Raw genomic sequence first — 26,372 nt, forward strand, 5'->3', positions numbered from 1 at the left:
AGTAGTCGTCAGCCGATGCTGACCGACGGCGTTGCGCCGTCGACGGCCTCCATGCCCTCGGCGATCTTCATGGCCTCCTCGATGAGGGTCTCGACGATCTGGGACTCGGGCACGGTCTTGATGACCTCGCCCTTGACGAAGATCTGACCCTTGCCGTTGCCGGATGCGACGCCGAGGTCGGCCTCCCGCGCCTCGCCGGGGCCGTTGACGACACAGCCCATGACGGCCACGCGCAGCGGCACCTCCATGCCCTCCAACCCGGCGGTCACCTCGTCGGCGAGCTTGTAGACGTCGACCTGCGCCCGGCCGCACGACGGACACGAGACGATCTCGAGGCGACGGGGCCGCAGGTTGAGCGACTCGAGGATCTGCAGCCCGACCTTGACCTCCTCCACCGGAGGAGCGCTCAGCGACACCCGGATCGTGTCGCCGATGCCCTTCGAGAGCAGCGCTCCGAAGGCGGTGGCGGACTTGATCGTGCCCTGGAACGCCGGCCCGGCCTCGGTCACGCCGAGATGGAGCGGCCAGTCACCGCTCTCGGCGAGCAGCTCGTAGGCCCGCACCATCACGACGGGGTCGTTGTGCTTGACCGAGATCTTGAAGTCATGGAAGTCGTGCTCCTCGAAGAGGCCGGCCTCCCAGACGGCGGACTCGACGAGCGCCTCAGGAGTCGCCTTGCCGTGCTTCTCCAGCAGCCGCTTGTCGAGCGACCCGGCGTTGACGCCGATGCGAATCGAGGTGCCGTGGTCCTTCGCTGCGGCCGCGATCTCCTTCACCTGGTCGTCGAAGGCGCGGATGTTGCCGGGGTTGACGCGGACCGCAGCGCAGCCGGCCTCGATCGCGGCGAAGACGTACTTCGGCTGGAAGTGGATGTCGGCGATCACCGGGATCTGGGAGTGCTGGGCGATCTCCGGGAGCGCGTCGGCGTCGTCCTGGCTCGGGCAGGCGACCCGGACGATGTCGCAGCCGGCCGCCGTCAGCTCGGCGATCTGCTGCAGCGTCGAGTTGACGTCGGAGGTCAGCGTCGTCGTCATCGACTGCACCGAGATCGGGTGGTCGCTTCCGACGCCGACCTTGCCCACCTGGATCTGGCGGGTCCGACGACGGGGCGCGAGCACCGGCGGCGGGGCCGCGGGCATGCCCAGGGAGATCGAGGTCATGTCAGTGATTATCCGTTCTCGGTGGCGTGGGCCGCGCTTCGGCGCGGCTTCAGGACTGGAGGTGGACCGGCACCACGAGGTCGCCGACGATCAGGACGCCGCCCATCACGAGCAGGGCGCTGGCGACGACGTAGGCGACCGGCAGGAGCTTGGCGGCGTCGACGTACCCGGGGTCGGGGCGGTGGCGCAGCCGGGCGACCCCACGACGGACCGCCTCCCACAGCGCACTGGCGATGTGGCCCCCGTCCAAGGGGAGGAGCGGCACGAAGTTGAACAGCCCGATGAAGAGGTTGAAGCCGGCGACGAGACCGAGCAGGAACATCATCTTGTCGAGCACCGGGAAGCCGTGGTCCGCGACGGCCTCGCCGGCGATGCGTCCGCCGCCGACGATGCTGACGGGCCCGTTGGGGTCGCGGGGGGTGACGCCGGCGATCGCCTTCGCAACCCCCCATACCTTGACCGGAAGGTGCGCCAGGGCCACGACGCTGTCACGCGTCATGCCGCCCATCTGCTCGAGCGTGAACAGCGGGCCGCCCCTGGTCGCGACGATGTGGGTGTGCGGCGTGACGCCGAGGAACCCGACCTGGGTGAGTGTCTGGTCGGTCTCGGAGGTCGGCTGAGCCTGGACCGTCGTGTTGGTCGTCGCCGTGTGCGCGACGCCGTTGCGCAGGTAGCCGATCGTCGCCGTGCCGTTGTCGTTGGCCCGCACGAGCCTCTTCATCTGGTCCCAGGAGGTCACGGTCGTGCCGTTGAACGTCGTGATGGTGTCACCGGGGCGCAGGCCTGCCTTGGCGGCTGGCGACTCCGGGTCGCTCGGACGGCAGTCGGTGCGCTGGTCGACGTACGGGATCACGCACTGGGACACCTTGGCCAGCACCGGCCGGCCGGCGACGGGCTTGGTCTCGTGCATGCCGTAGGCGCCGAAGATGACGCTGAAGAGCGCGAAGGCGATCAACAGGTTCACCGTCGGGCCGCCGGCCATCACGATGACCTTCTTCCACCAGGTCATCTTGTAGAAGAGGCGGTCCTCGTCGCCGGGCCGGACGAGCTCCCACTCGGCGGCCCGGGCATCGGAGATGAGCTGGGTGAACATGCCGGTGTTGGAGCGGCGGACCTTGAGGGAGCCGTCGGGCTGGCGCTCCCCCAGGTCCTCCGCGCCGGGCGGCAGCATGCCGATGATCTTGACGTAGCCGCCGAGCGGCACGGCCTTGATGCCGACCTCGGTCTCGCCCCGCTGGGTGGACCAGACGGTGGGGCCGAAGCCGATGAAGTACTGCGTGACCTTGCCGCCGAAGGCCTTCGCCGGGATGAGGTGACCGAGTTCGTGCAGCCCGATCGAGGCGAGGATCGCGACGAGGAAGAGCACGACGCCGAGGGCGTAGTAGACGGGGGTCATGCGGTTCCGTTCATGCTGGGCTGCGGGTCGGGCTGATGAGGCTGGCGGCGGTCGTGCGCGCCCAAGCGTCGGCGGCGAGGATGTCGTCGACGCTGAGCGGCTTCTTCGAGCCTACGTCGTCTTGGCTCAGAAGAACCTGAGAGACGGTGTCGACGATGCCGGTGAACGGCAGCTCCCCGCGGCGGAAGGCGTCGACGCAGACCTCGTTGGCCGCGTTGTAGACGGCGGGCGCGACGCCGCCGCGCTCCCCCGCCACCCGTGCCAGGCCGACCGCCGGGAACGCCTCGTCGTCCAAGGGCAGGAACTCCCAGGTGTTCGTCGTCGTCCAGTCCACCGCCGGGGCGGCGTCGGGCACGCGGTCGGGCCAGGCGAGCCCGAGCGCGATCGGGATCAGCATGGTCGGCGGGCTGGCCTGCACCAGCGTCGAGCCGTCGACGAACTCGACCATGGAGTGGACGACGCTCGTCGGATGCACGACCACCTCGATGCGGTCGAAGGCGATGCCGAAGAGCAGGTGCGCCTCGATCACCTCCAGCCCCTTGTTGACCAAGGTGGCCGAGTTGATCGTGATGACCGGCCCCATGTCCCAGGTGGGGTGATGGAGCGCCTCCTCGACGCTGACGTGCTCCAGCTCCGCCCGGGATCGGCCTCGGAACGGTCCGCCGGACGCGGTCAGCACCAGTCGGCGTACCTCCTCCGGGGTCCCGCCGCGCAGGCACTGGGCGATCGCGGAGTGCTCGGAGTCGACGGGCACGATCTGGCTCCGCCCGTCATGACGCCGTGCACGCTCGAGCACGAGCGGGCCGCCCATGATGAGCGACTCCTTGTTGGCCAGCGCCAACGTGTTCCCCGCGTCGAGGGCCGCGAGCGTCGGCCGCAGCCCCACGGCGCCCGTGATGCCGTTGAGGACGACGTCGGCGCTCATCCCGGCCGCCTCGACGCTCGCGTCCTCGCCGAGCCCGGAGTACGCCGGCGCGAACTCCGCCACCTGACGCTCGAACAGGTCGGGGTTGCCGCCACCGGCCGTCATCGCCACGACACGGAAGCGATCGGGGTTGGCTCGCACGAGCTCGAGGGCCTGGGTGCCGATGGAGCCGGTCGAGCCGAGGATCACGACATCACGAGGGGCACGCACTCCCTCATTCTCCCAGACCGGACTGCGCTGATCGGGCCTACGCTGTCGGCATGAGCGAGAACGGCAGCGGCATCGGAGGGCCCGGCCTTCCACAGAAGCGCAACCTCGTCACCGCGATCCCGGGCCCGCGGTCGCTCGAGCGGGTCGCGCTGAAGAAGCAGTACGTCGCCGACGGCGTCGGCGTCACCCTGCCCGTCTTCATCGTGGCCGCCGGAGGTGGCGTGCTCGTCGACGTCGACGGCAACAGCCTCATCGACCTGGGATCCGGCATCGCGGTCGCGACCGTCGGCAATGCGGCGGAGAGGGTCGTCGAGCGGGCGAGCGCCCAGCTCTCGGCGTTCACCCACACCTGCTTCATGGTGACGCCGTACGACGGCTATGTGGAGGTGGCGCGCAGGCTCGCCGAGCTCACCCCCGGCGACCACGCGAAGAAGAGCGCGCTGTTCAACTCCGGAGCGGAGGCCGTCGAGAACGCCGTGAAGATCGCCCGTGTGGCGACGGGCAAGGACGCGGTGGTCGTCTTCGACCACGCCTACCACGGCCGGACCAACCTGACGATGGCGATGACGGCGAAGAACATGCCCTACAAGAACGGCTTCGGTCCGTTCGCCGGCGAGGTCTACCGCGCCCCCATGTCCTACCCGCTGCGCGACGGGCTCTCCGGCGCGGAGGCTGCCGCCCGCGCGATCGATCTCATCGAGAAGCAGGTCGGAGCCGCCAACCTCGCCTGCGTCGTGATCGAGCCGATCCAGGGCGAGGGCGGCTTCGTGGTGCCGGCCCCCGGGTTCCTTCCTGCGCTCGCCGAGTGGTGCCGGAGCAACGGCGTGCTGTTCGTCTCCGACGAGATCCAGGCCGGCTTCTGCCGCACCGGCGACTGGTTCGCCTCCGAGCACGAAGGCGTCGTCCCTGACCTCATCACCACCGCCAAGGGCATCGCCGGCGGGCTCCCGCTCGCCGGGGTCACGGGCCGCGCCGAGGTCATGGACGCGGTCCACGTCAGCGGCCTGGGTGGCACGTACGGCGGCAACCCGGTCGCGTGCGCCGCCGCGCTGGGCGCGATGGAGGAGATGGAGACCCATGACCTGGCGGGCCGCGCCCGCGCGATCGGCGCCCTCATGCAGACACGGCTCGACGCCCTGAAGGACGCGCACCCGGTCATCGCGGAGGTCCGCGGCCGCGGCGCCATGATGGCGATCGAGCTCACGCGACCGGGGACGCTCGAGCCGGACGCCGAGCGGACCGGGCGCGTCGCGGCATACTGCCACTCCCAGGGGGTCGTGGTGCTGACCTGCGGCACCTGGGGCAACGTCTTCCGCTTCCTGCCGCCGCTGTCGATCAGCGACGAGCTGCTGAGCGAGGCGTTCGACGTCGTCGCGGAGGCGTTCGTGGCCACCGCCTGAGCGGCGCCTCAGTGCGTCTGCGGGTCGCCCTCCGACAGACGCTGGGCGAACCAGATCGGCACGACCGACGCCACGATCAGGGCCGCCGCGACCACGTTGACGACTGGCGCCTGGTTGGGCCGGAAGAGGTTCGCGAAGATCCAGATCGGCAGGGTCTGCTGCGTCGCGCTGACGGTGAACGTGGTCACGACGATCTCGTCGAAGGAGAGCGCGAAGGCGAGGAGGCCACCGGCGAGCAGCGCCGAGCGCAGCAGGGGGAACGTCACCAGTCGGAACGTGGTGAGCGGCCGTGCACCGAGGTCGGCGGAGGCCTCCTGCAGCGAGCCCTGCAGCCGCCTGAGGCGCGCCTGCACGTTGTTGAAGACGGTGACGATGCAGAAGGTCGCGTGGGCGACGACGACGGTGAACAGCCCGAGCTCGATCCCGAACACCGTGCGGAACATGTTGTTGAGCGCGATGCCGGTGACGATGCCGGGCAGCGCGATCGGCAGGATGATGAAGAGCGAGACGACGTTGCGGCCGAAGAAGCGACTGCGGGTGAGGGCCAGGGCCGCCATCGTGCCGAGGACGAGCGAGACAGCCGTGGCGAGCAGCCCGACCTGCACACTCACCAGCAGCGCATGACGAGCCCCCGACGAGTGCCACGCGTGGCTCCACCACTCGGTGGTGTAGCCGGGCGGCGGCCACGCGAAGCTCTTCGAGGTGTTGAAGGAGTTGAGCACCACCAGGGCCAGCGGCAGGTAGATCAACAGAAGCACGATCGCGGTCGCGACCGCATAGAACGCCTTGAGTCGGGTGCTCATGCGGGGCCCCCGTCGAGTCGGGAGCGCAGCGAGCGAATCGGTGGGGAGTTCACAGGTTCTCCAGGGCACCGGTGCGCCGCACGGCCCACAGGTAGACGAGCATGACGATGATCGGGACGAAGGCGTAGGCCGCGGCGAACGGGAGGTCGTTCGCGGTGCCGACGCTCTGGTAGATCACGTTCCCGATCATCTGGGTCGGTCCCCCGACGATCCTGACGGCGATGTAGTCCCCCATGGTCAGCGAGAAGGTGAAGATCGACCCGGCCACCAGCGAGGGGAAGATCGAGGGGATCACGACCCGGCGGAACGTCGTGCCCGCCGATGCGCCGAGGTCGGCCGAGGCCTCGAGCAGGGAGCCAGGCATCCGCTGCATGCCGGCGTACACGGGCAGGATCATGTAGGGCAGCCACAGGTAGGCGAGGGTGATGACCAGACCGGGCAGCCCGTAGCCGATGTGCAGGCCCATGGACGCGAGCGGCCCGCTGGCCGACAGCATCGCCCGCCAGGCGTAGGCCTTGACGAGGTAGGACGCCCACAGCGGGGTCAGCACGGCGATGACCAGCACCCGCTGCCAGCGCGGACTGGCGATCTTGGCCATGAAGAAGGCGATCGGCAGTGCAAGCACCGCGTCGACCAGGGTGACGACGACGGCGATGCTGATCGTGCGGAACGCGACGGTCCGATAGATCGGGTCGTGAAGCAGGGTCGTGAAGTTGTCGAGGGTGAAGACTTTGACGACCTCGGAGGTGAACTCCCCGACTGAGAAGAACGCCGTCACAAGCAGCGCGGCCAGGGCCCCGAGATAGGCGACGCCCAGCCAGAGCATGGGCGGCGCGAGCAGGAGCCCCGTCGACCATCCGGCTCGGGGCCCTGACTGCACTCTGCTCCTCCGAGAGGCTCTCATCAGTTCGGACTCGTCCTCCTCAGCCCTTGATCTCGGTCCAGGCCTTGGACCACTCGGAGTACGGCACGCACTTGACGTCGGTGCGACCGTCCAGGCACTGCGAGATCGGCGTGGTCCAGTAGTAGATCTGCTTGGCGTAGGCCTCGTCGGCCGCGTGGAAGGTGTCGCAGAACGTCGGGTCCTTGTCGACGGTCGCGATGGTGTCGCACGCCTTCGCGTTCGCCGGCGCCTCGCCGAAGTAGTACGCCGACGCGGCGTTGCCCTGCGGGCCACCGATGTAGTCGAGCCACGCGTAGGCGCAGTTCACGTGCTTGGTCTTCGAGTTGATCATCCACGTGTCCGACCATCCGGTCGATCCACCGCTCGGGACCACGCCCTGGATCGGCTTCTTGGCGGCCTCGACCCCGTTGACGATGACCTGCCAGGAGGTGCCGAGCACGTCGTCGCCCTTCTCGAACGACTGCTGCTGCGCGGCGTAGTCGGACCAGTACTCGCCCACGACCTGACGCTGCTTCTTCAGCAGGCTCACGGCAGCGTCGAACTGCTTCTGATCGAGTGCGTAGGGGTTGGTGATCTTGAGATCGGGTTGGGTCTGCATCAGGACCAGGGCGGCGTCGGCGATGTAGATCGGCGAGTCGTAGGCCGAGATCTTGCCCTTGTAAGGGGACGAGGCGCTGAACATGTCGGCCCAGCTCGTCGGGGCCGGCTTGACGACCTGCGGGTTGTAGGTGAGCAGGTTGGCGCCCCAGCCTTGCGGCATGCCGTACATCTGCCCGTCGACCGAGTTGTAGGGCGTGTTCTTGAGGAACGACCGGATGTCGGCGAAGTTCTTGAGCAGATCCGTGTTGACCGGCTGGACGTACCCGCCGGCGATGAGGCGCAGCGTGGCGTCGCCCGACGCCGACACGACGTCGTAGTCGCCGCTCTTCATCAGGTTCAGCGCCTCGTCCGAGCTGCCGAAGTACTTCACCGTCGCCTTGCAGCCGGTGTCCTTCTCGAACGGCGTCACCCAGTCGTACGCCGGGTCGTTGCTGCCGTCTTCGGCATATCCCGGCCACGCCAGGATGTTGACGGCTCCCTCCTTCGTCCCGAGCGACTTCACCATCGGGACGTCCGGGGCCTTGAACCCGGCGGTGGATCCGCCGGACGAGTCGGACGAACCACAGGCCGACAGGGCGAAGGTGCCGGCCGCAGCCGCGGCGAGCACCCTGAGTGCCACTGTTCTCTTCATCATTCCTCCTCGGTGGGACGGGTCGGAGCGGACCCGAGGGAAACAAGGTCGTCGGCATGCCAGCTGACGGTGGTCCGTGCGCCGCGCTCGTCGAGGCGTGCGGTGCCGGCGTTCGGGCGGGAGACGGTCACGGTGGGGCCGGCGTCCAGCTGCACGATCGTGTGGGTCGCAGAGCCGAGGTAGACCACCTCGGTGATCTCGCCGTCGGCGGAGTGCGCACCGGGCACAGGGGTGCCCAGCATCAGCCGCTCGGGGCGGATCGCCCACGTGCCAGGCCGGCCGACGATGACGGCGTCGAGCAGGTTGGAGGTGCCGACGAAGCCCGCGACGAACGGGCTGGCCGGCTGCTCGTAGAGCTCCACCGGCGAGGCGACCTGCTCGATCCGACCGTCGCGGAACACGGCGATCCGGTCACTCATCGTCAGCGCCTCCTCCTGGTCGTGGGTGACGAAGACAAACGTGATGCCGACCTCCCGCTGGATCTCCTTGAGCTCGAGCTGCATCTCGCGGCGCAGCTTGAGGTCGAGCGCGCCGAGCGGCTCGTCGAGCAGCAGGACCTGCGGACGGTTCACCAGCGCCCGCGCCAGCGCGACACGTTGCCGCTGGCCACCGGAGAGCTGATGCGGTCGCCGGTCGGCGTACGCGTCGAGGCGGACGGTCGCGAGCGCCTGCTCCGCCCGCTCACGACGCTCCCTCGTGGGCACCTTCTTCACGCGAAGTCCGTACTCGACGTTCTGCCGCACGCTGAGGTGGGGGAAGAGCGCGTAGTCCTGGAAGACGGTGTTGACGTCGCGAGAGTACGCCGGCAGCCCGGTCACGTCGGCGCCGGCGAGCTCGATGCGACCGCTCGTCGGCTGCTCGAAGCCGGCGATGAGCCGCAGGACCGTGGTCTTGCCCGAGCCGGATGGCCCGAGCATCGAGAAGAACTCACCCTCCGCGACCTGGAGGTCGAGGTCGTCGACGGCCCTCACCTCGCCGTAGTGCTTGCTCAGCCCGCGGAGCCTGATCGCGGTCGTGATCGCCGTGTTGATCGCTGTGTCACTCATCCGTTCCGCTCCGCTAGTCTCGGGGCTGAATCATATGGTTCCAGATCTTAATCGCGCCAGAGCGAGGTGGAGGATGGTCGACCCCGGGAGGGACTCCAGCCCAGCGCGAGCGGCGATCTTCTCGCCGATCGGTGACGAGGGCCGCGCACTCCTGGTGGAGCGCCGCCTGGCCGAGGCCATCAGGTCGGGCGTGCTGGCTGACGGTGAGCGACTCCCCACCGAGGCTGAGCTCGCCCAGCTCTTCGGCGTCGCGCTCGTCACGGCCCGCGAGGCGTTGGTCGCCTTGCGGCGACACGGGCTCGTGACCACCGTTCGCGGCCGCAAGGGCGGCAGCTTCGTGACCGCACCGGCCGGCGACGCGCCCCTCGACAGCCGGCTGGCCGGCATGTCCCGGCTCGAGCTGCGCGACCGGGGCAGCTTCTACACGGTCGTGGTCACGGGCTGCGCCGAGCTGGCGGCCGCTCGCGTCGACCCCGCCGAGGTCGACTTCGTGCGCGGGTTGGTCCCCACCGAGGCCTCCGCCAGCTGCGACATCGGGGCATGGCGCCGGGCGGAGACCGAGTTCTACCTCGCGGTCGCCGCCCTGACCCAGTCTGCGCGGCTGACCCGGGAGATGGTCCGGCTGGAGGCCGACTTCGGCGCCCTGCTGCGGCTCCCGCTCGCCGATGACGGCCACCGCAGGGCCACCGCCGCCCGGCTGGCCTCCCTTGCCGACGCGCTGGCCGACGGGGACGCCGAGACCGCTCGTGTCCTTGCACGGACGCAGGTGAGCGACGCGCTCGAGATCCTGGCAGAGCTTCACGCGGGGGTGCGATGATGATGAACGTGACACTGGCCGGACCGACCAGCCCGGCTCCCGGGCCTGCGAGCGCCAGCAGTGCAGCCCGCACAAGTGCTGCGCGGTGCCTGCGCGACGTGGGGCGGCATTTCCACCGGGTCTACGACGAGCTGGCCGACTGGCAGACAACGCTCAGCGAGGTGTTCGCCGACGGGCCGGTCCCCGCCGACGTGGCCACCTCGGCGATCGCCGGGCGTGTCATCGCCTTCCTCGACGGCCCGCACCACCTGGTGGGCGCCGGGTTCGTCGCCGCGCGCGACGCGCTGTCGGACAAGCCGCTGTACCTGGCCTGGTGGCAGGGCGACGACCGTCGCCTCCTGGCGACGCCGACCCTCAACGCCACGGACACGTTCGACTACACCCGCCGCCCGTGGTTCGCGAACCCGCAGCTCACCGGCCAGCCGCACCTGACCGGGCCCTACGTCGACTTCGTCTGCACCGACGAGTACACCGTCACCGCGACGGCGCCGGTGATGGTCCGCGGCCAGATGGTCGGCGTGGTCGGCGCCGACACCCTCGTCGAGACCCTCGAGGACATGCTGCTGGCCGGGCTGCGAGCTGCCGGGGCCACACTCGTCAACGAGCACGGCCGAGCCGTCGTCTCCGCCGACCCACACATCGGGCCCGGCGACCGGGTCACCGATGGCGGTGAGACGCTGCCCTGTGCTGGACTGCCGCTCGCCCTCGTCCTCCACTGACCGGGCGGCGACGGGCGGGGTCACGAGCCTTCGATGACCGCCTTCGCGCGGTCGAGGGCCGCCATCTCGCTGTCCATGGAGCGCTGCACCGGGCGCGACATCATCATCTTCTTCAGGCCGGTCAGCTCCGCGGCGAGCGAGAAGGTCACCCGCGTCTGGCCGCCCTCGTCGGTGAAGCGGAACTCGCCCGTCGGGCGAACGGGACCCTCGACCACGGCGAAGGCGTAGCGCGACGACGGGTCGTAGCCCGTGATCTCGATGTCGGCTGGGATCCCGCGGCCCCCCGGGCCCCTGATGACCTGGTGGACCCTGCTGCCGACGGCGATCGGGCCCTGCGGGGCGATCTCCTTGACATGGCTGCGCCAGGCGAGCTCGTTCGAGGGGTCGGTGAAGAAGGCGAAGACCTCCTCGACCGGGCGGTTGATGACGACGCTTCGCTGTGCTGACGGCATCCTCATGCTCCTGACCGGGCGCCGTGGCGAGGCGCTCACGAGGCCGATGATGCCGCCCGGGTCGGCCGCGCGTCCATGGCTCGAGCCCGGCGGACGCCCGGCCTCCGGCCTAGCGGCAGCCGACCCGCAGCGCGAGCCTCTGCAACGAGTTCAGCGTGCCGCCGGCGCCGCAGCGCACCGCCCCGTCGCCGTACACGCCGTAGGAGTGCCACTTGCCGGGCGAGTAGCGGACGGTCCAGGAGCTGTAGGGGTGTGTCTGCTCGCAGAAGTAGTGACGGAAGCTGCCCTTGACCCGGGTGTAGCCCGCGTAGAAGACGAAGTTCGCGTTCTTCCGCGTGCGGTTGCTGATCGTGTCGGTGACCCTCGTCGAGGTCCGTGTGGTGTGCGAGCCGCTGGCCTTCAGCGAGAACCCGACCTGGGCCGACGCCTTGCCGAGGATCCGGGCGGCGCCGCTGCTGCTGATCGAGATCTTGGCGTTGTAACCGACGGTGGCCGACAGCGTTGTGGCGTGCTGGACGGTCTTCGTCACGGTGTGGCTGGCGCTCGGCGGCATCCCGAACGTCTGCACGTGGGTCAGCACCGGACCCCGCGACGCGATGGCGACGGTGTCATGGGTCTTGTACCGGTGGTAGTTGCACGGCTTCCCGGTGTCGACGTACCACGTCGACGCGTGCGCCGCCGGCGCGATCCCGACGGTCGCACCGGCAGCGGTGACGAGCCCGACAAGGAGAGGGACGATCCGAAACATCGAGGGGCCTTTCGTCGGGCGCAGAAGGGGTGTTCCGTCGTTCTGCCCACGCGAAGCGAAAGTAAAACCTCATGCCCCGACATTCCTTCCGCGCGCGTCGCCGAGAGCCCTCGACCGACCCGTCATCCGAGCGTAGATTGGGCGTTCCGGCCGGATGGATCTCCGCCCGGCGCATCCGCTGGCTCGGCGCGAAGGAGAGCCGTCATGGCGTCACTGGACGAACTCCAGGTCATGCAGGACCCAGGGCAGACATGGCGCGCGCGGTGGCGCCTGCGACGCGCGCTTCGTGCCCAGGACCGGGTCAGCGCCACCCTGGCCGAGCTCTTCGCGATGGACGGGGTGCTCGCCGAAGCTCGCCGGCTGGTCGAGCAGGGCTGGATGCAGCACGGCTGGTTCACCTACGTCGGACCGTCCGGCGAGCACGTGGCGGTGACCGCGTGCACGCCGCGAGCAGCCCGACGCCTGGCCTCTCACGAGGTGACGGGAGCGTGCCTCGTGGGCGCCATCGTCCACGCAGGTGGTGGGCCGTCCCAGGCCCGCAGCCAGCTCGTGCAGCGGACGCTCGACGTCACATGGCATGCGCTGTTCCGCACCCGCGACGACTACATCCGCTGGTGCCCTCCGGCCTTGGAGCGTGCGGGGCACATGATCGACCTCGTGTACTGGAACGACCACACCGATCGCCGGCGTGACGACGTCGTCGGACTGCTGGACCGGGCCCGCGATCTGCTCGGTGGCGAGGTCGAGCGCTCCCGGGCCCGGCAGCAGGACGTCGGCCAGCGGGTCGCGGTGGCTACTCCCCCAGGTAGCTCATCACGTGCTTGATCCGCGTGTAGTCGTCGAAGCCGTAGCGTGAGAGGTCCTTGCCGTAGCCGGAGTGCTTGAAGCCACCGTGCGGCATCTCGGAGACGAACGGGATGTGGGTGTTGATCCAGACGACCCCGAAGTCGAGTCGCTTGCTCACCCGGAGTGCTCTCGCGTGGTCCTTCGTCCACACGCTCGAGCCGAGCGCGTAGCGCACACCGTTGGCGTCGCGCAGCGCCTCGGCCTCGTCGCGGAACCGCTGGACGGTGATGACGGGGCCGAAGATCTCGTCCTGCACCTGCTCGTCGTCCTGGCGCAGCCCGGCGAGCACGGTCGGCTGGTAGAACCAGCCGTTCTCGCCACCCACGACATCGGCCGGGGCCCCGCCGGCAGCGACAGAGGCGTGGTCGGGCAGCCGGTCCACCAGACCGGCGACGCGGGCGAGCTGTGCGGGGTTGTTGAGCGCCCCGAAGGCGACGCCGTCGTCGTACGGCAGGCCGGTGCGGGTCGCGCGAGCCGCCTCCGCGAGCGCGGCGACGAACTCGTCGTGGACGCCGTCCTGGACGAGCACCCGTGTGGCCGCGGTGCAGTCCTGGCCGGCGTTGAAGTAGCCCGCCGCTGCGATCCCCTCCACCGCAGCCGCGATGTCGGCGTCGTCGAAGACGAGCACCGGCGCCTTGCCGCCGAGCTCGAGGTGGACCCGCTTCACGTCGGCCGCAGCCGCCGTGGCCACCTCGATGCCAGCCCGCTCCGAGCCGGTGATGGCCACCATCTGCGGCGTCGGATGGGCGATCAGCACCCGGCCCGTGTCACGGTCGCCGGTCACGACGTTGAGGACGCCCGGCGGCAGGAACTCCTGTGCCAGCTCGGCCAGGAGGACGCTGCTCGCCGGGGTGGTGTCGCTCGGCTTCAGCACCACGGTGTTGCCGGCCGCCAGGGCGGGGGCGATCTTCCAGGCCATCATGTTGAGCGGGTAGTTCCAGGGTGTCACCTGTCCCACCACGCCGATCGGCTCACGGCGGATCCAGCTGGTGTGGTCGGTCAGGTACTCCCCTGCGCTGCTGCCCTCCAGCACCCGCGCCGCCCCGGCGAAGAAGCGCAGGTGGTCGATGGTCGGCGGCAGCTCCTCGGACAGCGTCAGCGCGTAGGGCTTGCCGGTGTCCTTCACCTCGACGGCGGCGAACTCCTCGGCACGCCGCTCCAGCGCGTCCGCGATCCGCAGGAGCGCCTCAGACCGCTGTCGCGGCGTGGTCTCGCCCCACGTCTCGAACGCGGTCGCGGCGACGGCGTACGCCTGATCGACGTCCTCCGCTCCCGAGACAGGGGCATGCGCGTAGACCTCGCCGGAGGCGGGATCGAGGACGTCGTAGGTCTCTCCCGAGCGCGCGTCCACGAGCTCGCCGTCGATGACGTTGCGGAAGGTCAGATCAGCCATGGCGCAGGAGCGTAGCGGCGTTGCAACTGAATCGGTAGGCTCGGAGTGCCATCCGGCAACGGATTTCGTCGCTCCGAGCGGAATTGACCCACGGAATCGCTTGCATCCTGCCGTTCGGCCAGGAACCATGGAGGCATGGACCGGGACTACACCGCTGACCTGCCCCATCTGCAGCAGGCCGCCAAGGATCACCTCTGGATGCACTTCACCCGCCACTCGTCGTATGAGAACGCGGACGTGCCCATCATCGTGAAGGGTGAGGGCGCCTACATCTACGACGCCCAGGGCAAGAAGTACCTCGACGGCCTCGCCGGCCTGTTCGTCAACCAGGTGGGCCACGGCCGCACCGAGCTGGCGGAGGCGGCGGCGAAGCAGGCCTCCCAGCTGGCCTTCCACCCGTTGTGGTCCTACGCCCACCCGGCGGCCATCGAGCTGGCCGAGAAGCTCGCCAACCTCGCGCCCGGCAACCTCAACCGCGTCTTCTTCACCTCCGGGGGCGGCGAGGCCGTCGAGACCGCCTGGAAGCTCGCGAAGAACTACTTCAAGCTCGTCGGCAAGCCGCTCAAGCACAAGGTGATCAGCCGCGCGATCGCCTATCACGGCACCACCCACGGCGCACTCTCCATCACCGGTCTGCCGGGCCTCAAGCAGCAGTTCGAACCGCTGGTGCCCTCGACCTTCCGGGTGCCGAACACCAACGTCTACCGCGCCGACTCGATCACCGGGGGCCTCCTCGACGGCTCCGACCCCGAGGCCTTCGGCCGCTGGGCCGCCGAGCAGATCGCGGTCGCGATCGAGAACGAGGGCCCCGACACCGTCGCCGCCGTCTTCCTCGAGCCGGTGCAGAACGCCGGCGGCTGCTTCCCGCCGCCGCCCGGATACTGGCAGCGCGTGCGCGAGATCTGCGACGAGTACGACGTCCTGCTCGTCTCCGACGAGGTCATCTGCGCCTACGGCCGGCTCGGCACGTGGTTCGGTGGCCAGAAGTTCGACTACGAGCCCGACATCGTCACCTCCGCGAAGGGTCTGACCTCCGGCTATGCGCCGCTCGGCGCGATGATCGCCTCGGATCGGCTCATGGAGCCCTTCCTCGCCGGTGGCCAGATGTTCGCCCACGGCTACACCTTCGGCGGCCACCCGGTCTCGACCGCGGTCGCGCTGAAGAACCTCGAGATCTTCGAGGAGGAGAAGCTCCTCGAGAACGTCTCGAGCAACGAGGCGGCGTTCAAGGCGACGCTGGAGAAGCTCAAGGACCTGCCGATCGTCGGCGACGTCCGCGGGTCCGGCTACTTCTACGGCATCGAGCTGGTCAAGGACCGCGCGACCAAGGAGTCCTTCACCGAGGACGAGTGCGAGCGAATCCTCTACGGCTACGTCTCCAAGGCGCTCTACGAGGAGGGCCTCTACTGCCGCGCCGACGACCGCGGCGACCCGGTCATCCAGCTCTCGCCGCCGCTCATCATCGGGCAGCCCGAGTTCGACGAGATCGAGCACATCCTCCGCGTCGTCCTCGACAAGGCCTACACCCTGCTCTGACACGCACGCCGAGCGGGCGCAGATGACCGCACCGGCCCGGGTGAACGGACGCAGATGACCGTCCGTCCACCCGGGCCGCTGTGTGTCCACAGGGCGTCGCCGCTCGCAAAGTCTCCACATCGGCCAGGCCGCGTGCGGGCGCGAAGCCGGCAATGCGACTGAACTCGCACGGTGACCTTGTCGCTGCCATCCTTCGTCGATCTCGGACTCGACCTGCCCTCGTCCGAGCCGTTCACCCGCCGGATGGCCAGGGAGGCCGGTGTCTCCAGCAACCGGCTGGCGCGGCTCGTGGCGGACGGAGTCCTCCGTCGGATGGTCGAGGGGGTGTACGTCGCGAGCGAGGTGCCCGACTCGATCGAGCTGCGCTGCACGGCACTGGCGCTCGTTCTCCCGGAGGACGCCTTCATCTCCGATCGGACCGCGGCGTGGATCTACACGGGCGCCCGAGCACTCGGCCCCAACGAGCACCTGGCCGTGCCGCCTATCAGCTGCTTCCGGCCGAGTGGCGGTCGCGCACTGCGGGGCAAGCTGACGAACAGCAGCGAACGCGCGGTCCTCGACCGCGACCTACGCGTCGTCAACGGGCTCCGCGTGACGGCGGAGCTCCGGACCGCGCTCGACCTCGGCCGCCTGGAGGGCTCTCGTGACATGCGGCTGTGGAGCATGGACAACCTTCTGGCAACCGGGGCGTTCACCCACGATGAGCTCCTTGCGGAGATCCCGCGCTTCAAGGGCGAGCGCGGCGTCGTCGGCCTCAAGGTCTTCGCACCACTCGCCAGCTCGGCTGTGAGTCCTTCGGGGAGGCCGCGACCCGTCTTCGCTGGTACGACGCCGGCCTGCCCCGGCCGCAGCTCCAGATCTCGATCACCGAGGACGGAGTCGAGGTCGCGCGCCTCGACATGGGTGTCGAGGAGTGGCTGTTCGCCGTGGAGTACGACGGCGAGGAGTTCCACTCCACCGACGAGCAGATCGAGCGTGACACGAACCGGCGCCAGTGGTTGCGCGCTGGAGGTGGGCATCTGCGCCCGCTCGGCGGCACACGGGTGGGCATCTGCGACCGCTCGGCGGCTCAGCTGTCGAAGCCCAGGCCGGCCCGGTCGAGGGTGCGCAGCCAGAGGTTGCGGCGGCCGCCGTCGGCGTCGGCCTTCGCGAGCGAGCGGGTGGTGAGCTGGATGCCGGTCCAGCGCAGAGGCTCGGGCGGGAAGGGCAGCGGCTTGGACCGGACCATCTCCAGGCGCGTCCGGTCGGTGTCCTCGCCGCCGAGCAGGTCGAGCATCACGTTCGCGCCGAAGCGGGTGGCAGCGACGCCGAGGCCGGTGTAGCCGAGGGCGTACGCGACGTCTCCACCCACCGCCGTCCCGAAGAACGCCGAGAAGCGGGTGCAGGTGTCGATGACGCCAGCCCACCGGTGGGTGAAGCGGAGTCCCTCCAGCTGCGGGAACGTGTCGAAGAAGTGGCCGGCCAGCCGCTCGTGCGTCGGGCCGGCGGTCTCCAGGTCACGGGAGATGCGGGAGCCGTAGTGGTAGACGGCGTCGTAGCCGCCCCACAGGATGCGGTCGTCGCGCGTGAGCCGGTAGTAGTGGAACTGGTTCGCCGAGTCCCCGACCCCTTGGCGCCCCGACCATCCGATGGCGGCCATCTGCTCGGCCGACAGCGGTTCGGTCATCAGGACGTAGTCGTAGACCGGCACTGTCATCAGCGAGAGCCGCCGCAGCAGCGGGGGAAACGCGTTCGTCGCGAGGGCGACCTGCCGAGCGCGAACCTCGCCGGCCAACGCGCCGCCGCCGTTCGTGGCGAGGCGCAGCCCGGCGCCGTCGCGCTCCAGCGAGGTGACCCTCGTGCCCTCGTGGATGACGACGCCAGCATCGAGGCACGCCTGTCGGAGGCCCCAGGCCAGCCTGGCCGGCTCGACGAGCGCGGTGCCATGGGGCTCGAGCAGGCCGGCGACGTACGTCGGCGAGTCGAGCAACGCACGCACGCCCGTCTGGTCGAGCAGGGTGTGCTCGACGCCCCGCGCCGTCATCTCCGAGGACAGCTCGGCGAGCTCGTCCGCCTGGTGCGGTCGCGTCGCGACCGACAGCTCCCCGACGAGACGCCAGTCGCAGTCGATGCCGAGACGCTCGATGGTCGTGCCGATCTCGGCGAGGTTCTCGGCGCCGAGCTTCTCGAGCGTGTCGAGCTCGTCGGGCCAGCGCGACAGTCCGTTCCAGAAACCGTGTGTCAGGCTCGCCGACGCGAAGCCGCCGTTGCGCCCGCTGGCCTGGTCGCCGCAACGACCGGCCTCGAGCACCATGACGGATCGCGCCGGGAAGCGCTCGCGTGCGAGCAGGGCGGTCCAGAGCCCGGTGTAACCGCCGCCGACGACAACCAGGTCCGCCGAGGCCGAGGCGAGGAGTGGGGCAAGGGCGACGGGGCGCGACGGGTCGTCGAGCCAGTACGCCGTCGGCTCGGCGTCGGCCAGCGCGGGATGCATCAGGGCGCCCCGTCAGTGCGCGAGGGTCCGGTTGCGGCGCCGCGAGAGCACCTCACCGGTCACCACGACGGCGATGGCGATCAGGAACATGACCGTGCCGACCACGTTGACCTGCATCGGCACGCCCCGTTGTGCCGCGCCCCAGACGAACATCGGGAAGGTGACCGTCTGGCCCGCGTTGAGGTTGGTGATGATGAAGTCGTCGAAGGACAGGCTGAACGCAAGCAGGGACGCACCGAGGATGCCGGGGAAGACGAGTGGGAAGGTGACCTTCCAGAACGTCTGGGACTCCGTCGCGTAGAGGTCCATCGCGGCCTGCTCGAGGTTGCCGTCCAGTCCCGCGAGCCGGGACTTCACCGTGACGACCACGAACGACAGACAGAACATGATGTGGGCGATGAGGATCGTCCCCGTGCCGAGGTGGCCGCCCATCCCGACCGCGACGAAGAGCGCCAGCAGCGAGGAGCCCATCACGATCTCAGGCGACGCCATCGGCAGGAACAGCACCATGTTCATCGAGCCACGGCCGTGGAAGCGGTGCCGGACGAGCGCGAAGGCTGCCAGGGTGCCGATCACCGTCGAGATCAGGGTCGCGAGAATGCCGATCTGAAGACTCTTGGCGACCGAGTCGCACATGCCCGCAGGCGCGCAGGGATGCAGCCAGTTGTTGAGCGTGAAGGACTGGAACGCGTAGAGGTTGCGGGCGTGGCTGCTGTCGTTGAACGACATGAGCGCGACGACCATGTTCGGGATGTACATGTAGACCAGGACACCGATCCCCAGGATCAGGATCAGGTGGTGGCGGACCCACCGGCCGAGGCTGGACAGGGCGTTCACAGCAGCTCCTCCGTGCCGGCCTTGCGGATGTAGAAGATCACCAGCACGAGGATGATCAGCATCAGGATCACCGAGAGTGCGCCCGCGGCTGCGTAGTCGCCGGTCGTGGTGAAGAGGTTCTGGATCACGTTGCCGACCATGCGCTGGTTCGGGCTGCCGAGCAGCGAGGCGTTGATGTAGTCGCCGGCCGCCGGGATGAACGTCAGCAGCGTGCCGCCCACCACGCCCGGCAAGGAGAGCGGCCAGGTGACCTTGAAGAACGCGCGGATCGGCGAGGCGTAGAGGTCTCCCGCGGCCTCGATGAGCCGGCCGTCGATCTTCTCCAGCGACGCGTAGAGCGGGAGCACCATGAACGGCAGGAAGTTGTAGGTGAGGCCCGCGATCACGGCGACCGGCGTGGCCAGGAGGCGGCCGTTGGCCCCCAGGATGTGGAAGGTCTGCAGCGTGTTCACGACCCAGCCGTTGTCGCCCAGGATCAGCTTCCACGACAGCGTGCGGATGAGGAAGCTCGTGAAGAACGGCGCCACGACGAGCACGAGCATGAGGTTCTTCCACCGGCCCGCCTTGAACGCGATGGCGTAGGCGAGCACGTAGCCGAGCACGAGGCAGAAGAAGGTCGCCAAGGCGGCGTACCACAGCGCGCGGACCAGCGGGATCCAGTAGTCCTTGATCGCTGCGGGGAAGTTGGCCCAGTGATAGGTGACCTTGTAGCCGGTCAGCACCGACCCGCTGGGGTCGAAGAGCGAGGTCGCCAGCAGCGAGTAGAACGGGACGATGAAGAAGACGCCCAGCCAGAAGGCGGCCGGCAGGATCAGCCAGTAGCCGGTCAGCTTGCGGGGGGGCCGATCGGGCCCGGCGACCGTGTCCGGACTCGGCGCCGCCTCAGGGGTGACGGCGACCATCAGTCCTCCTCGATGCCCGCGTCGACGTCCTGGCTGGCGTCGAGGAGGAACGCGAACTCCGGGCGCCAGGAGACGTCGACCTTGGTGCCGGGGGCGAGGACGCCGCGGGCGCCCGTGTTCTGCTCGAAGGCCAGCAGCTCCGAGCCCCACGGCATCTTGACGACGTACTGCGTCGAGACGCCGATGAAGCTGGAGTCGAGGACCACCCCGCCCTTCATGTGGTTGCCGGGCGCGTCGATCGGCTCGTCCTCGGGAGCGATGAGGACCTTCTCCGGACGGATGCCGACCCAGCCCCTGGTGCCGACCGTGTTGGCCGTGTGGGCGCGGCCGATCGGGATGGAGACGACCGTGCCCTCCATGTCGACCTTCACGTGGTCGTGGTCCACGCCGACCACGGTGCCCCCGATGAGGTTGGACTGACCGAGGAAGTTGGCGACGAACGTGGTCCCGGGGTTCTCGTAGAGCTCGGTCGGGCTGCCCAGCTGCTCGATGTAGCCGCCGTTCATGACCGCGATGGTGTCGGCCATCGTCATGGCCTCCTCCTGGTCGTGCGTGACGTGCACGAAGGTGAGGCCGACCTCGGTCTGGATCCGCTTGAGCTCCAGCTGCATCGCCCGACGCAGCTTCAGGTCCAGGGCGCCGAGCGGCTCGTCGAGCAGCAGCACCTCCGGCCGGTTGATGAGCGCTCGGGCCAGCGCGACGCGCTGCTGCTGGCCACCGGAGAGCTGTGTCGGCTTCTTCGCGGCCTGCGCGGTCAGCTCCGTGAGCTCGAGGATCTCGTGCACCGGCCCGCGGACGTCCTTGATGCCGCGGCGCTTGAGGCCGAAGGCGACGTTCTCCGCGATGGTGAGGTGCGGGAAGAGCGCGTAGTTCTGGAAGACGGTGTTGACCGGCCGTCGGTAGGGCTTCTCGTGGGTGATCGCCTGGTCGCCGATCGTGATCGAGCCCTGGGTGACCGTCTCGAGGCCGGCGACCATCCGAAGCGTCGTCGTCTTGCCGCAGCCCGAGGGGCCGAGCAGGGCGAAGAAGCTGCCCTGCGGGATGACCAGGTCGAGGTTGTGCACGGCCACGAAGCCGTTGGGATACTCCTTGCGCAGCCCGCTCAGACGCAGATCACGGTTGCCGTTGGCGGCAGCATCAACCACTGGTGACATCGGCGAAATCTCCTTCGTACTGCCGGATCTTGACCTCATCGAGGGCCATGAAGCTGTGGGTGGACTTGAGGTAGTCCTCGGTCGGGAAGATCAGCTGGTTCTCGACCATCGACTTGACGTCGTCGATGAGACCGGCCTTCACGAGGTCGGGGCCGACCTTCTCCATCGCCTGCTGAGCGCCCTGGACCGGCGTGACGTACCAGACGTAGGCGGCGAGCTTCGCCGCGACCTCCGGCTCGTAGTAGTAGTCGATCCACTTCTCGGCGTTCCCCTGGTGGGTGGCCAGGTTGGGCACGAGCATGTTGTCCGCCCAGATCATCAGGCCCTCCTCCGGCGGCACGAAGACGAGGTTGTCGTCCCCCGCCGCCGCGACGTCGCCGGACCAGGCGACGCACGCGGCGATGTTCCCGGCCGAGAGGTCGTTGACGTACTCGTTGCCCGTGAACGCGCGGATCTGCCCGCGCCGTCGTGCGGCCCTGATCTTGTCGATCGCGGCATTCCAGTCGGCATCGCTGAACTTGGCCGGATCCTTGCCGTCGGAGAGCAGCATCAGGCCCATCGTGTCGCGCATCTCGGTCAGCATCGTGACCTTGCCGTTCAGGTCGCCTCGCGTGAGCAGCTCGTCCATGGTCCGGACTTCCTTGACCAGCTTCTTGTTGTAGGCGATGCCCGTGAAGCCGCTCTGCCAGGGGGCGGAGTACTCCCGCTTCGGGTCCCAGCCGACACCGCGGAGGGAGGAGATCAGGTTCTTGTCGAGGTTGGGGACCTTGGACTTGTCGAGCTTCTGGATCCAGCCCATGTTGATCATGCGGGCCGCCATCCAGTCGGTGAGCATGAACATGTCGCGCTTGGTCGGCTGGCACGCGCCGAGCTGGTTGACGACCTTGGCGAAGAACTCGGTGTTGTCGTTGACGTCGGCCGTGTAGCTGACGTCGATGCCCGTCTGCTCCCCGAACACGGTCATCGTCGACTTGTAGCCGTCGGCGTCCGCGTCGATGTACTCCGGCCAGTTCGAGATCACGAGCCTCTTGTCGACCGCCGAGGAGTCCCGCGCCCGGCAGGACGTCGGGTCCTGCTGGCGGTCGGGGGTCGAGAACTTCGGCAGCACTGCCAGGCTCGCCAACCCGAACGCCGCGAACCCGGCACCCTGGAGCAGTCCCCGGCGGCTCAGGCCAGATCCGGCCACGGCGCACCTTCCTTCCACCCGGGACGCTTCGCCGGGTGTCGAGATCGTGACACAGCTCACCCCGCGAGACAAGGGAATCCGTGGCCTCGAAACAAGTTTGCAACGAACTACGTCGTCCAGCACCCCTATTACGGGCGAAATCCACAGCAGCACGTGTCGGTTCTTTGACGCCGGCCCACCCAGCCGAGACACTGACGCCCATGCCGCGCTCCCGCACCAAGCCGTCGGTGACGCTCGACGACGTCTCCAAGGCGATCATCGAGCAGCTCCAGCAGGACGGCCGCCGGTCCTACGCCGCCATCGGGAAGGTCGTCGGCCTGTCAGAGGCGGCCGTCCGCCAGCGCGTGCAGCGCCTCGTCGACTCCGGCGTGATGCAGGTGGTCGCGGTCACCGATCCCCTCGAGCTCGGCTTCGCCCGGCAGGCGATGGTCGGCCTCAAGGTCACCGGGCCGCTCGACCCCGTCGCCGACGCCCTCACGGCGCTCGACGAGGTCGACTACGTCGTCATCACGGCCGGGTCCTTCGATCTCCTGGCGGAGGTCGTCGCCGAGAGCGATGAGCACCTGCTCTCACTCATCTCCGACAGCATCCGCACCATCCCGGGTGTCGTCGCCACCGAGACCTTCATGTACCTGCGCCTGAGCAAGCAGACCTACTCCTGGGGCGTGCGGTGAGGTCGTACGCCGACCTGTCCCTGTGGCACGCGACGGCCGGCGACCCGTTGGAGCCACGGGCAGCGCTGCCCGGCGATCTGACGGCCGATGTGGCCATCGTCGGGGCGGGGTTCACCGGGCTGTGGACGGCCTACTACCTGGCGGCGGCACGGCCCGACCTCCGCGTCGTCGTCATCGAGAAGGAGACCGCGGGCTTCGGCGCCTCGGGGCGCAACGGCGGCTGGGCGTCGGCCCTCTTCCCCGCGTCCATCCCCGCGCTCGCCCGCATGAGCTCACGCGAGAGCGCGCTCGCCCAGCACCAAGCGATGCGGGCCAGTGTCGACGAGGTCGTCAGCGCCGCAGGGGCAGAGGGCATCGACGCGAACATCGCGAAGGGCGGCACGATCGTGCTCGCCCGCACGCAGCCGCAGCTGGAGCGCGCACGATCCGAGGTGGACGAGGCGCGGTCATGGGGTCGCGGCGAGGACGACGTGCGGCTGCTGGACGAGGCCGAAGCGCGATCGATCCTGAATGTCGAGGGCACGCTCGGTGCGACGTACACCCCCGACTGCGCCGCCCTCCATCCGGCCAAGCTGGTGCGCGGTCTGGCGCGCGCCGTGGAGGCGCGAGAAGTGAAGGTCTACGAGCAGACGCCGGTGAGCTCGATGGAGCCACACCGGGTGCTGACGCCCCTCGGCACGGTGAGCGCGGACATCGTGGTGCGCGCCACCGAGGGCTACACGCCGGGCATCCGCGGCTTCGAGCGCGCCGTCGTCCCCGTCTACTCGCTCGTCATCGCGACCGCTCCCCTGCCGGCGGCCGTGTGGGAGGCGATCGGCCTGCGCCGGCGCGAGACCTTCAGCGACCACCGCAACCTCATCGTCTACGGACAGCGCACCGCCGACGACCGCCTCGTGTTCGGCGGACGCGGGGCGCCGTATCACTTCGGGTCCCGCATCGCCCCCGCCTACGACCGCGACCAGCGGGTCTTCGCGAGCCTGTACGCCACTCTGCTCGAGCTGTTCCCCGTCCTCGCCGGCACCAAGGTCACGCACGCCTGGGGTGGCGCACTCGGCATCCCGCGCGACTGGTGCGCCTCAGTCGGGCTCGACCCGGCCACGGGGTTGGCGTGGGCCGGCGGCTACGTCGGCGACGGCGTGACGACCACGAACCTGGCGGGTCGGACGCTGCGCGACCTGGTCCTCGAGCAGAGCACGCCGCTGACGTCGCTGCCGTGGGTCGGCCACCAGTCGCCGCGGTGGGAGCCGGAGCCGCTGCGCTGGCTCGGCATCAACGCAGGCCTGCGGGCCATGACGCTCGCCGATGCGGAGGAGCGGCTCACCGGCCGGCGCAGCCTCGCCGCCCGTGCCATGGCGCCGCTGCTCGGGGGCCATTGACACGCCCAGCAGGCCCAGATGCCTGCGGCCTGACCCGCGAACGGTCGCAGATGCCCGCGGCCCGACCCCGCGAACAAAACCCGTTGCGGGCGGGCGTGGGCATCTGCGACCGTTCACCGCACCAGTGACGACCGAGAGGAGGCGAGGACCCGTGACGACTGTCGTTGTCGGCATGCCCAGCCGCCGTCCCTCTCACCCTCACCGGAGCAACCTTGTCCTCCCAGCACTCGTTCAACCATGCGGTGAACACCGAGCTCGATCACGAGCCTGACCCTCGCTTCACGTTCGACTTCGTCGCGCTCGACCCTGACGACACCGACCTCGGCACCGGCACGCGCTGGTCGACCTGGCTCAGCGTCGAGCCGCTCTGCCGCGGCCCGCAGCCGAGGCCCGACTGGGTCGTGACCTCCCAGGCCGCCATCGACACCGACCTCGGGATCCTCAAGAGCGGCAAGGAGGCCGACGCCTACCTGCTGGAGCGGGCGGTTCCGGATGCGTCTACGTCCGATCCGGGCGGGATCGGCGAGGCCTGCATCATGGTCGCCAAGCGCTACCGCGGCGAAGAGCACCGCAGCTTCCACCGCTCGACCGCCTACACCGAGGGACGCCGGACCCGGAACACCCGGGACATGAGGGCCATGGCCAGCAAGACCGCCTACGGCCGGTCGGTCGCCGCCGGCCAGTGGGCGCGAGCCGAGTGGGAGGCGCTCGTGCGCTGCCACGGGCTCGGTCTGCCGGTCCCCTACCCGGTCCAGATCGACGGCACCGAGATCCTCATGGAGTGGATCACCCTCGACGGTCCCGACGGGCCGGCCACGGCGCCACGGCTCGCGCAGACCCGTCCCGAAGCGGACCTGCTGGCGTCGTACTTCGACCAGATGCGCGAGGTGCTGCTCTCCCTGGCCGAGCACGGCCTGGTGCACGGAGACCTGTCGCCCTACAACGTGCTCGCTGCCGGCGAGCGGCTCGTGGTCATCGACCTGCCGCAGATGGTCGACCTCGTCGCCAACCCCGCGGGAGCGGACTTCCTGTTGCGCGACTGCACGAACCTGTGCCGCTGGTTCGTCGCCCGCGGGCTCGACGTCGACGAGCACGCACTCTTCGGCGAGCTGATCGGACGCCTGTTGTGACGTCCAGCGTGACCCCTGGGTCACGCTGAACGTCACAAGGCCTAGTGTCACCTCGCGTGACGCGTCGACATGTCCGCCGCCGGCCCGCACCGCTCGCCGCTCCGGTGGAGCACGCCCCGGTCGACCCCGAGCGAGTGGGGCTCTACACCGCCGAGGAGCTCTACGACACGTCGTCCTACGCCGACTCCCTCGATGCCCGCGCGTATGCCTGGTCGCGGCAGTGGCACAACCGGCAGGCGGCCCGCATCCAGGCGATGCACGACTTCGCCATCGACCAGGCGCTCGACGCCTGGATCGCCGGGCGCCACATCGTCGGGGTGATGGGAGGGCACGACATCGCCCGAGGGGAGGCGGCGTACGCCGGAGCGGCCCGACTCGGCCACGCGCTCGCCCAGCGCGACGTCGTCGCAACCGGCGGTGGGCCCGGCGCGATGGAGGCTGCGAACCTCGGCGCCTGGCTGGCAGGGCGAGAGCTGACCGAGGTGGACGCGGCGGTCGCCCGGCTTGCCGCCGTGCCCAGCTTCAGACCCTCGATCCAGGACTGGGCCGACGTGGCGCTCGCCGTGCGTGCCGAGGGGGACGGCCGCGGCGAGCCGACCTCGTTGGGCATCCCGACCTGGTTCTACGGGCACGAGCCGCCCAACGTCTTCTGCGACGCGATCGCCAAGTACTTCCGCAACGCCACCCGCGAGGCCATCCTCGTCCAGATCTGCGAGGGTGGGATCGTGTTCCTGCCGGGCGCGGCCGGCACGGTGCAGGAGGTCTTCCAGGACGCGTGCGAGAACTACTACGCCGAGCCGTCCATGGTCGCGCCGATGGTGCTCGTCGACGAGCGCTACTGGACCGAGGAGCTGCCCCTGTGGCCGCTCCTGCAGGCGTTGGCCCGAGACCGCTTCATGCAAGACCGCATTGCCCTCGTGGACACCGTGGAGGAGGCCGCCGCGATCGTCGCGAGCCGGACGCACTGACACCGCGGGCGCCCGGACACGTTGCTCACACGACATTCACCGACACGTCAACCGACCATGACGCCCCGTTGACGCCCGGCCGACAC

At 69.4% G+C, this 26,372-nt stretch carries 24 protein-coding genes; 9 read left to right on the forward strand and 15 right to left on the reverse strand.

Annotated elements, in window-relative coordinates:
- Positions 1-8: 8 nt before the first annotated feature.
- Genes ispG through ACYQ1K_RS09130 form a run of 3 tightly spaced genes read right to left on the reverse strand, consistent with a single transcriptional unit; the run spans position 9 to position 3,691 of the window.
- A complete protein-coding gene (gene ispG / locus ACYQ1K_RS09120; RefSeq protein WP_459982526.1) occupies positions 9-1,160 on the reverse strand; it encodes a flavodoxin-dependent (E)-4-hydroxy-3-methylbut-2-enyl-diphosphate synthase in 1,152 nt (383 codons plus the stop codon).
- A gap of 49 nt (positions 1,161-1,209) precedes the next feature.
- Positions 1,210-2,556 carry a M50 family metallopeptidase gene (locus tag ACYQ1K_RS09125; protein ID WP_459982527.1) on the reverse strand — a complete coding sequence of 449 codons (1,347 nt, stop codon included), beginning with the start codon at positions 2,554-2,556 and terminating at the stop codon, positions 1,210-1,212.
- Positions 2,557-2,566: 10 nt separating this feature from the next.
- Positions 2,567-3,691, reverse strand: coding sequence for a 1-deoxy-D-xylulose-5-phosphate reductoisomerase (locus ACYQ1K_RS09130; protein ID WP_459982528.1), 1,125 nt, complete (start codon positions 3,689-3,691; stop codon positions 2,567-2,569).
- A 50-nt stretch (positions 3,692-3,741) separates the two neighbouring features.
- Here ACYQ1K_RS09130 and gabT point away from each other — a divergent pair, with 50 nt between their 5' ends.
- Positions 3,742-5,091 (forward strand): 4-aminobutyrate--2-oxoglutarate transaminase, encoded by a 1,350-nt coding sequence (gene gabT, locus ACYQ1K_RS09135; protein ID WP_459982529.1) that lies wholly within the window; start codon positions 3,742-3,744, stop codon positions 5,089-5,091.
- Positions 5,092-5,099: 8 nt separating this feature from the next.
- On the opposite strand, the gene ACYQ1K_RS09140 is transcribed toward gabT, so the two are convergent.
- The 4 genes from ACYQ1K_RS09140 to ACYQ1K_RS09155 are packed head-to-tail and all read right to left on the reverse strand — an operon-like array spanning position 5,100 to position 9,075.
- Positions 5,100-5,894 (reverse strand): ABC transporter permease, encoded by a 795-nt coding sequence (locus ACYQ1K_RS09140; RefSeq protein ID WP_459982530.1) that lies wholly within the window; start codon positions 5,892-5,894, stop codon positions 5,100-5,102.
- A 49-nt stretch (positions 5,895-5,943) separates the two neighbouring features.
- Positions 5,944-6,774 (reverse strand): ABC transporter permease, encoded by an 831-nt coding sequence (locus ACYQ1K_RS09145; protein ID WP_459982531.1) that lies wholly within the window; start codon positions 6,772-6,774, stop codon positions 5,944-5,946.
- 43 nt (positions 6,775-6,817) lie between these two features.
- Positions 6,818-8,029: an ABC transporter substrate-binding protein gene (locus ACYQ1K_RS09150; protein WP_459982532.1), complete on the reverse strand. Its 1,212-nt coding sequence runs from the start codon at positions 8,027-8,029 to the stop codon at positions 6,818-6,820.
- A complete protein-coding gene (locus ACYQ1K_RS09155; protein ID WP_459982533.1) occupies positions 8,029-9,075 on the reverse strand; it encodes an ABC transporter ATP-binding protein in 1,047 nt (348 codons plus the stop codon). Before ACYQ1K_RS09155 ends, ACYQ1K_RS09150 begins: the two co-directional genes overlap by 1 nt.
- A gap of 73 nt (positions 9,076-9,148) precedes the next feature.
- Between ACYQ1K_RS09155 and ACYQ1K_RS09160 the strand changes: the two genes are divergently transcribed.
- Together ACYQ1K_RS09160 and ACYQ1K_RS09165 are read left to right on the forward strand one after the other, a co-directional pair.
- A complete protein-coding gene (locus ACYQ1K_RS09160; RefSeq protein WP_459982534.1) occupies positions 9,149-9,892 on the forward strand; it encodes a FadR/GntR family transcriptional regulator in 744 nt (247 codons plus the stop codon).
- A gap of 98 nt (positions 9,893-9,990) precedes the next feature.
- Positions 9,991-10,611 (forward strand): cache domain-containing protein, encoded by a 621-nt coding sequence (locus tag ACYQ1K_RS09165; RefSeq protein ID WP_459982535.1) that lies wholly within the window; start codon positions 9,991-9,993, stop codon positions 10,609-10,611.
- A 20-nt stretch (positions 10,612-10,631) separates the two neighbouring features.
- Here the strand turns inward: ACYQ1K_RS09165 and ACYQ1K_RS09170 are convergent, their stop codons facing one another.
- Together ACYQ1K_RS09170 and ACYQ1K_RS09175 are read right to left on the reverse strand one after the other, a co-directional pair.
- Positions 10,632-11,063, reverse strand: coding sequence for an SRPBCC family protein (locus ACYQ1K_RS09170; RefSeq protein ID WP_459982536.1), 432 nt, complete (start codon positions 11,061-11,063; stop codon positions 10,632-10,634).
- Positions 11,064-11,172: 109 nt separating this feature from the next.
- Positions 11,173-11,811, reverse strand: coding sequence for a hypothetical protein (locus ACYQ1K_RS09175; protein ID WP_459982537.1), 639 nt, complete (start codon positions 11,809-11,811; stop codon positions 11,173-11,175).
- 204 nt (positions 11,812-12,015) lie between these two features.
- On the opposite strand from ACYQ1K_RS09175, the gene ACYQ1K_RS09180 reads away from it, so the two are divergent.
- Complete coding sequence (locus tag ACYQ1K_RS09180) at positions 12,016-12,636, forward strand: DUF6197 family protein (RefSeq protein ID WP_459982538.1); 621 nt, start codon at positions 12,016-12,018, stop codon at positions 12,634-12,636.
- On the opposite strand, the gene ACYQ1K_RS09185 is transcribed toward ACYQ1K_RS09180, so the two are convergent.
- Entirely contained in the window at positions 12,605-14,050 is a 1,446-nt protein-coding gene (locus ACYQ1K_RS09185) for a gamma-aminobutyraldehyde dehydrogenase (protein ID WP_459982539.1), read from the reverse strand. The genes ACYQ1K_RS09180 and ACYQ1K_RS09185 overlap by 32 nt on opposite strands.
- A gap of 135 nt (positions 14,051-14,185) precedes the next feature.
- On the opposite strand from ACYQ1K_RS09185, the gene ACYQ1K_RS09190 reads away from it, so the two are divergent.
- Positions 14,186-15,586, forward strand: coding sequence for an aspartate aminotransferase family protein (locus ACYQ1K_RS09190; protein WP_459982540.1), 1,401 nt, complete (start codon positions 14,186-14,188; stop codon positions 15,584-15,586).
- 1,069 nt (positions 15,587-16,655) lie between these two features.
- On the opposite strand, the gene ACYQ1K_RS09195 is transcribed toward ACYQ1K_RS09190, so the two are convergent.
- From ACYQ1K_RS09195 to ACYQ1K_RS09215, 5 genes are read right to left on the reverse strand one after another with little or no spacing between them, the layout of a single operon-like run.
- Complete coding sequence (locus ACYQ1K_RS09195; protein WP_459982541.1) at positions 16,656-18,059, reverse strand: NAD(P)/FAD-dependent oxidoreductase; 1,404 nt, start codon at positions 18,057-18,059, stop codon at positions 16,656-16,658.
- A gap of 12 nt (positions 18,060-18,071) precedes the next feature.
- Positions 18,072-18,896 (reverse strand): ABC transporter permease, encoded by an 825-nt coding sequence (locus ACYQ1K_RS09200; protein ID WP_459982542.1) that lies wholly within the window; start codon positions 18,894-18,896, stop codon positions 18,072-18,074.
- A complete protein-coding gene (locus ACYQ1K_RS09205; RefSeq protein WP_459982543.1) occupies positions 18,893-19,798 on the reverse strand; it encodes an ABC transporter permease in 906 nt (301 codons plus the stop codon). Before ACYQ1K_RS09205 ends, ACYQ1K_RS09200 begins: the two co-directional genes overlap by 4 nt.
- Positions 19,798-20,952 (reverse strand): ABC transporter ATP-binding protein, encoded by a 1,155-nt coding sequence (locus tag ACYQ1K_RS09210; RefSeq protein ID WP_459982544.1) that lies wholly within the window; start codon positions 20,950-20,952, stop codon positions 19,798-19,800. The genes ACYQ1K_RS09205 and ACYQ1K_RS09210 overlap by 1 nt, the downstream gene beginning before the upstream one ends.
- Positions 20,936-22,138: a polyamine ABC transporter substrate-binding protein gene (locus ACYQ1K_RS09215; RefSeq protein ID WP_459982545.1), complete on the reverse strand. Its 1,203-nt coding sequence runs from the start codon at positions 22,136-22,138 to the stop codon at positions 20,936-20,938. The genes ACYQ1K_RS09210 and ACYQ1K_RS09215 overlap by 17 nt, the downstream gene beginning before the upstream one ends.
- Before the next feature lie 200 nt (positions 22,139-22,338).
- Between ACYQ1K_RS09215 and ACYQ1K_RS09220 the strand changes: the two genes are divergently transcribed.
- From ACYQ1K_RS09220 to ACYQ1K_RS09235, 4 genes are all read left to right on the forward strand, one after another.
- Positions 22,339-22,812 carry an Lrp/AsnC family transcriptional regulator gene (locus ACYQ1K_RS09220; protein ID WP_459982546.1) on the forward strand — a complete coding sequence of 158 codons (474 nt, stop codon included), beginning with the start codon at positions 22,339-22,341 and terminating at the stop codon, positions 22,810-22,812.
- Positions 22,809-24,188, forward strand: coding sequence for an NAD(P)/FAD-dependent oxidoreductase (locus ACYQ1K_RS09225; protein ID WP_459982547.1), 1,380 nt, complete (start codon positions 22,809-22,811; stop codon positions 24,186-24,188). The genes ACYQ1K_RS09220 and ACYQ1K_RS09225 overlap by 4 nt, the downstream gene beginning before the upstream one ends.
- A gap of 212 nt (positions 24,189-24,400) precedes the next feature.
- The gene (locus ACYQ1K_RS09230) at positions 24,401-25,318 is read left to right on the forward strand and encodes a serine protein kinase RIO (protein ID WP_459982548.1); all 918 of its coding nucleotides are present in this window, start codon (positions 24,401-24,403) and stop codon (positions 25,316-25,318) included.
- Positions 25,319-25,374: 56 nt separating this feature from the next.
- Complete coding sequence (locus ACYQ1K_RS09235; RefSeq protein WP_459982549.1) at positions 25,375-26,286, forward strand: LOG family protein; 912 nt, start codon at positions 25,375-25,377, stop codon at positions 26,284-26,286.
- The last annotated feature ends 86 nt before the right edge of the window (positions 26,287-26,372 follow it).

The organism is Nocardioides sp. AN3 (assembly GCF_054653495.1).